This is a genomic window from Planctomycetia bacterium, from assembly GCA_034440135.1.
In the GTDB taxonomy this organism is placed as follows: Bacteria; Planctomycetota; Planctomycetia; order Pirellulales; family JALHLM01; genus JALHLM01.
This window is the reverse complement of record JAWXBP010000123.1, coordinates 1-5,805: the sequence shown is the minus strand read 5'-3', so window position 1 is coordinate 5,805 and position 5,805 is coordinate 1. Positions and strand designations below refer to the sequence as shown.

General features: G+C 55.9%; 8 protein-coding genes. 7 read left to right on the top strand and 1 reads right to left on the bottom strand.

Features of this window, described 5'->3' with window-relative positions:
* Positions 1-220: 220 nt before the first annotated feature.
* Positions 221-403: a hypothetical protein gene (locus SGJ19_07015; protein MDZ4779984.1), complete on the top strand. Its 183-nt coding sequence runs from the start codon at positions 221-223 to the stop codon at positions 401-403.
* Positions 404-416: 13 nt separating this feature from the next.
* Positions 417-821: a hypothetical protein gene (locus tag SGJ19_07010; GenBank protein MDZ4779983.1), complete on the top strand. Its 405-nt coding sequence runs from the start codon at positions 417-419 to the stop codon at positions 819-821.
* A gap of 152 nt (positions 822-973) precedes the next feature.
* Here SGJ19_07010 and SGJ19_07005 read toward each other — a convergent pair whose 3' ends face one another.
* Complete coding sequence (locus SGJ19_07005) at positions 974-1,357, bottom strand: DUF2294 domain-containing protein (protein ID MDZ4779982.1); 384 nt, start codon at positions 1,355-1,357, stop codon at positions 974-976.
* A 499-nt stretch (positions 1,358-1,856) separates the two neighbouring features.
* On the opposite strand from SGJ19_07005, the gene SGJ19_07000 reads away from it, so the two are divergent.
* From SGJ19_07000 to SGJ19_06980, 5 genes are all read left to right on the top strand, one after another.
* Positions 1,857-2,087 carry a carbon storage regulator gene (locus SGJ19_07000; protein MDZ4779981.1) on the top strand — a complete coding sequence of 77 codons (231 nt, stop codon included), beginning with the start codon at positions 1,857-1,859 and terminating at the stop codon, positions 2,085-2,087.
* 142 nt (positions 2,088-2,229) lie between these two features.
* Positions 2,230-2,910: a hypothetical protein gene (locus SGJ19_06995; GenBank protein ID MDZ4779980.1), complete on the top strand. Its 681-nt coding sequence runs from the start codon at positions 2,230-2,232 to the stop codon at positions 2,908-2,910.
* A gap of 426 nt (positions 2,911-3,336) precedes the next feature.
* Complete coding sequence (locus tag SGJ19_06990) at positions 3,337-3,534, top strand: cold shock domain-containing protein (GenBank protein MDZ4779979.1); 198 nt, start codon at positions 3,337-3,339, stop codon at positions 3,532-3,534.
* 316 nt (positions 3,535-3,850) lie between these two features.
* Positions 3,851-4,327, top strand: coding sequence for a Na-translocating system protein MpsC family protein (locus SGJ19_06985; GenBank protein ID MDZ4779978.1), 477 nt, complete (start codon positions 3,851-3,853; stop codon positions 4,325-4,327).
* Positions 4,328-4,716: 389 nt separating this feature from the next.
* The gene (locus SGJ19_06980) at positions 4,717-5,748 is read left to right on the top strand and encodes a PAS domain-containing protein (protein MDZ4779977.1); all 1,032 of its coding nucleotides are present in this window, start codon (positions 4,717-4,719) and stop codon (positions 5,746-5,748) included.
* The last annotated feature ends 57 nt before the right edge of the window (positions 5,749-5,805 follow it).

The following is a 5,805-nucleotide window of genomic DNA, read 5'->3' as shown; positions in this document are numbered from 1 at the left end:
GTAAACGCCCACCTGAAATCAGGTGGGCTTTTTCTACGCGCTGACATCGGCGAGAATGGCCGGCATGAAACCAAGATTCTCCATCCTCACATTGCTGGGCATCACGGCCTACGTCGCCGCGGAAGTTGCTGACATCGACAGACCGACTTGGTAGTAACTAGCGAGCTCTTACTAAGTCTGTTAGGATCGCGACCTTCATCACACTATACGAGGACCGACAATGGCAAAGAAGAAGAAAGCAGTCCGCAAGCCCTGGTCACCCACCGAACTGAAGAAGTTCAAGTCAATGGCGGGAAAGACGTCCACGGTGGAAATCGCCAAGCTGTTTGGCAGGACGCCCGTGGCAATTCAACAAAAGGCCGTCTATGAGGGCATGTCGCTGGCGCTGAAGAAACGGAAGTAACTCCGGTCGCGCCATGGACAACACAATCGAGTATTTGAACACCGATCTGGACCTGAAATCGCCTACCGACCTAGAACCGCTGGCAAGTGCGCTCAGGTCCGGTGGCGTGTTCGATCTGCACGTGAGCCGCTGGGACGATGGGCTATGGTACGCCCGGTTCGAGACGGATGAATGCTACTCTGAGCCGGAACCCAACATCACTGCCATGCTGGACGTGCTGGAACGGTTACCTGAGGCACAGCGAGCAACGTGGGACCAATGCATATTGCGAGAGTTCAACATCGGATACGATTGCGGTGACAAGCCGTGGGCATTCAATCAAGGACTTGCACCCGAGTTGCTAGGTCGCTTGGCGGCGATTGGTGCATCGCTAAGGATCACGCTGTATCCGGACCGTGAGTTTAATACCGGAAAGTAAGAGGTCGTGCGTCACATGCGGCCTTTGCTGGTCTCGAAGTCATAAGGCAGACGCCGAGATGCAGCAACGCGTCGGTCTGAAGCGCGACGGTGCTGGTCGAGGTAGTGAGCTGCCAAGGGCCGCCTGGCCGGCCGGACCCGCCCACGGACGCCCTACCTTTTTCCCGACTCGCGAACTGAAGGCGGCTTGGCCAGGGTAAACACGACCAGCTCTTCGCCGGTGACGGTGCTAATGTCGTGATGCAGGCCCAGAATCTGAGCGCCCATGACTTTCTGAACCAAAGCTTCCAAGAGGGGTCGCGCCGTCTCGATCAGTTGCCGCCGCACCTGTTTCATCAAGTCACGTCCCGTCTCGGAAGGGAGTGATTTCACAAGATGCTGCTCCGCGGCGGTCAACACGCCATGCAGCCGCACCACCAACAGATCGTTGAGCAGGTGCGCATGAATGTCCTTGGGTCCCCGCCCCATGTACTCTTGCTCAAACCGGCTGATGCCATCGCAGATCGCCGCTTCTATTTCTCCCTGCGTTTTCACCATTCTCTCCCGGCGGCTTCGCACGTCTCAACGACCGCGATTGTTGGGCGGTGCTATAAGCGACGCACAATCACCTGTCAGCCGATGTACTTGCCGCTCAAATCCATCGAAGTCGCAACGGCGCATCCGGTCGCGTGGGTGCAATCATAGCAATTCCGGGAAAGAACGGGGATTACACTTGTATTCACAATCGAAAGCCCTATGCTTTGACCATCAGGGGAAAGGCTGTCACGGAAGTGAGGGCTATTCCACTGAATCGCTGACGGATGACTTGATGAAGAACAGCTCGGCTTGGTCCGGGCGGTTCGTTGACGAGTAAGCCGGCATGGCGCGATACCCTTTAGGTATTCCGCCATGCCGGCTTTTTTTGTTTTGTGAAGTGAGACTGCGGTCGCCCGTATGACAGCCCCTCACGGTGCTGCCGACTCCTTAGAGAGCAGTTGGCACTGCCAGCGGAGATTTGACAGAGCAGCGGACCAGTCGCGTTCAAGGAGGTGCAACCATGTTGGTCTTGTCTAGGAAAACTCAGCAATCCGTGGTCGTGGGCAGCGCCGGCGGCCTGGAGCGACTGCTGACCGTCAAGGTTCTGGATATTCGTGGTGGCAAAGTGAAGTTGGGCTTTGACGTGAAGCTGGACATTCCAGTCCATCGCCAAGAAGTCTGGGATCGCATTCAAGCTGAAGGCGGTCAACAAGGCCCAGCGCCCCTTCCATTAGCCCCTGAACTGCAATGATCGCAGTCACTTTAGTTTTCCGACGCCATCGCATCCGGTCACGTGGCGCTGCGGCAATGGCCCCGAACTGGGGATACACACACCATGATGAACGGCCTGATCAACCCACGGTCATGCGCAGCGTCAAAGTGGAGGAATCGCGATGATCGGCACAGGCGAGCTTTGTTGCGTGGTGAAAAGCAGTGTTGACGACGACGACGTCGGGCTCCATGGCGAACCCAACAACTGGACGACGTTAAGGTGGGCCGACGAATTTGGCAATTCCATCGCTGCGTTTTTCACGAGTCTGGAGACCGGTCAGCCGTTTCTCAAAGACATGCATGACTGGCAACTCAAATGCTACCCAGTCTCGTTCGTCGTCGAAGTCATCTTGGCTGACATCAAGCAGGAGACCTCGTTTTACACGATCGATCCAGTCAGCACGGAGAAGTTTAAGGCGTTGTCCCCCGTGCAGTTTCTGACGGAGTTGATTTGTCGAAAGCATCCGGCGGACGCTGAACCCCAGGACCTAGATCTAGAGCAACGGGGCGTCGTCCCCATCGAAGCGTTCTTCTCCGACGGGCGCGACCCTCGTGCGGAATTCGAATATCGGCGACTATTGGCCGCCGCTGATCTGATTTTTGGTGTCGATGCAATGTGCGGGAGGCAATTTATTCTGTTTGGACGATTGTCGCTCGAAGAACTCCTCCATACTGGGCAAAGCAACACTCTGGGAGTCGTGAATGTCGGACTCGACCAACGGTCGACGGAGCTAGAGAAGCTGGCCACATTGGTCCAAGATATCAAAGGACACCACGACTTTTGCGGTTCAGGCACGAGATAGCCGACAGCCAGTTTTTGTGTCGCGCTACCACGAAAGAAAAGCCCACGGTGAAGGCGACGATGTGACCGAGCTTTTGTGCGCGCAGTCGCAAGCGTTGGCGCATATTTGATTCACTACAGTGGCCGGCGCTGAACAATTGCTAGTGATTGGGCTGGAATGGTGGCCTCGCCCAGTGCTCCTCCACTCCGGCCAGCGCGTCCCATTTTAGGCTGCGTTTTTTTGATCTTTGCTGAGCGGCGTGTCGTTGCATGCCTTGGGGGACGTCGGAATGCAGCGTTGTTACGACGGCGTCTTTCTTTCGCGCGGCAGAAGACTTCCGGATTGTGGATGAAAACCCATCATTCAACGCGGTAATCGGATACAATCAAGACCGTCGGTGGCTATCGCCATCAGGCAGTACACAGCAAAACGCAAAGTAGGCAGCAAATGGCAGAAGGCAGCATCAAGAAACTGACGGACAAGGGTTTCGGATTCATCAAGACCGACCGTGAAAAGGATTTGTTCTTCCACTCCAAGAACCTCCAAGGCGTGTCCTTCGATGAATTGCACGAAGGTCAGCACGTCACCTACACCGAAGGTAGTGGGCCAAAAGGCCCGTGTGCCGAAAACGTCGCACTCGTTTAGTTCCGGAAGTTGCTACTACTCCCGGCCCGGCATAGCCAATGCATGGTCGGGGCTTTTTCGTTTCTCGGCCATTCCAGTTGGCTGCTGCCGTCCGAGGCTGACGCAGTTGTCCAACGCAGGCAAGATTGCTATTGTCTCCATTAATCGTACAATTGGAGCGGATCTAGCGGATGACTAAATGAAGGGCACCCCGGTGAAACCGAGTGGCCCGTCAATGAGTAAGCCGGCGTGCTGGAATACCTGTGGGTGTTCCAGCACGTCGGCTTTTTTGTTGCTCGCGATACGACCAGCGCTCGCACCACAGGAAGCTCACTCAATGGACACAATTACAGCAACTCTCGTCTGCGATGATTGTGACGACAAGCAAGCCGGAACCGTGGCGGAGCAGATTGCTCGCGCGATTTGTGATTTCCAACATGGCAGCACGGGCCACACGCCGACTGCGGTGAGCGTGGTCTTGAGCGAAGACACGCTGGTGATCACGCTGCACGAGGCCTTGACGCCAGCTGAAAGGGCGATGGCCAAGAGCGCGGGTGGTGCGGCAAAGCTGCAGGAGTTTCATCGGCAGCTCTTCGCCAACTCTTCCGAATCGTTGCGGCAGGAGATTCGACGAATCACCGGGAGGCAGGTTCGTGAAGCGGCGGTGGAGGTCGAGCCGACGAGCGGTTCTATCGTGCATGCCTTCACAACTGGCACCGCAGTGCAAGTCTTCCTACTGGCACCAATCACGCCGGTGAAAGATGATGCCGCTACCTTAGCAGCTACCGGGGGAGACATACTCTTGTCGCAGTGACGGTTCAACATTTACGCCCGAGTTGAGGATGGCAGTTACCAGGTCGAGCGGCGGCTGTCTTGAAGGCAAGGTCCTCGGCCAGGCTGTCGTCAGCGCTCGTGTATGTCGGATCAGCCCTGATTTGGGATTTGGCTCTCGCCCCTTTCGACCCGAAAGCGCAGGTCTGGCGGGTGATAATCTGCAATGATGAATCAACGGTTCACCACTCTTGAGTACTAAAAAGTGCGACCCGAAGGTGGAATTTGCGATCAAATCGGAGGATGTCATAGCCGCTTCGTCGCCAAGCAATAAGGAGTTACACGAACAGCGAGATTGGCTGCTTGTTACGCTTTCATGCATTGGTGATGCAGTGATCACCACGGACATTGACGGGACGATCACTTTCCTAAATCCGGTCGCTGGAGAACTTGACGGGATGGACTCAAGATGCCGTAGGGCAGTCGCTCAACAGCGTGATCTGCTTGGTCAATGAAAAAAGCCGCCAATCTGTCGAGATTCCAACCGTCCAAGCCTTGAAGGAAGGCCGCGCTCTCCAACTTGCGAGCCACAGCCTGCTCATTGCCAAAAACGGTGCTGAACTTCCCATCAGCGACAGTGCCGCTCTAATCCGAAACGACAAGTCCGAGGTCGCAGGTCTTGTGCTGGTCTTTCGGGACATCACTGAACGCCGGAAGACGGAACGAGCGTTAGCTCGTTCGCTGACCTATGCCGACGACATCATTGCGACCTCACGAGAGCCGTTCGTGGTTCTCGACGCCGACCTGCGGGTGAAGACGGCGAACCGTTCCTTCTACGATTCGTTTCAAGTCTCGAAGGAAGAAACTGAGAACCACTTGGTGTATGACCTGGGCAATGGTCAGTGGGACATCCCTGGCTTGCGTAAGTTGCTTGATGAAGTCCTCTCTCGCAATCAATCCGTTCACGACTATGAGGTTGAGCATTCTTTTCCGATTCTCGGTCGCAAGACGATGCTTCTCAATGCTCGGCCCTTTCCTCCAGACTCGAAGCACCCTGAGCTAATCCTCCTTGCCGTGGAAGACGTGTCGGCCTTGCGAGAACGGGCAGAGGAATTGGCCGACGCTCATCGGCACAAAGATGAGTTCCTGGCGACGTTGGCGCATGAGCTACGGAATCCGTTGGCTCCAATCCGCAATGCCGTACAGTACCTCGGCATGGAGGGCCTGACGGATCGGGATGTGAAGACCGGCAGAGATGTCATTTCCAGGCAGCTGACGGTCATGGTGCGGCTCATTGACGACCTTCTCGACATATCCCGCATGAGCCGCAACGCTTTGGATATCCGTCGACAACGTGTGGAATTAGCATCGGTGGTGGAAAACGCTTTGGAAAGCAGCCGTCCCTTAATTCAGCAGTGCAATCACTGTAAACGGCGCTTGAATTGTGCAGCGCTTGGCGGTTGAAAAGTGTGGCGCTCGGGGGTGAACGGGGTTTAGTTTAGGGACGCTGGAGGGGGAATG

Coding starts and splice junctions, on each gene's coding strand:
- SGJ19_07015 (MDZ4779984.1), top strand. CDS start 221: ATGGCAAAGAAGAAGAAAGCAGTCCGCAAGCCCTGGTCACCCACCGAA.
- SGJ19_07010 (MDZ4779983.1), top strand. CDS start 417: ATGGACAACACAATCGAGTATTTGAACACCGATCTGGACCTGAAATCG.
- SGJ19_07005 (MDZ4779982.1), bottom strand. CDS start 1,357: ATGGTGAAAACGCAGGGAGAAATAGAAGCGGCGATCTGCGATGGCATC.
- SGJ19_07000 (MDZ4779981.1), top strand. CDS start 1,857: ATGTTGGTCTTGTCTAGGAAAACTCAGCAATCCGTGGTCGTGGGCAGC.
- SGJ19_06995 (MDZ4779980.1), top strand. CDS start 2,230: ATGATCGGCACAGGCGAGCTTTGTTGCGTGGTGAAAAGCAGTGTTGAC.
- SGJ19_06990 (MDZ4779979.1), top strand. CDS start 3,337: ATGGCAGAAGGCAGCATCAAGAAACTGACGGACAAGGGTTTCGGATTC.
- SGJ19_06985 (MDZ4779978.1), top strand. CDS start 3,851: ATGGACACAATTACAGCAACTCTCGTCTGCGATGATTGTGACGACAAG.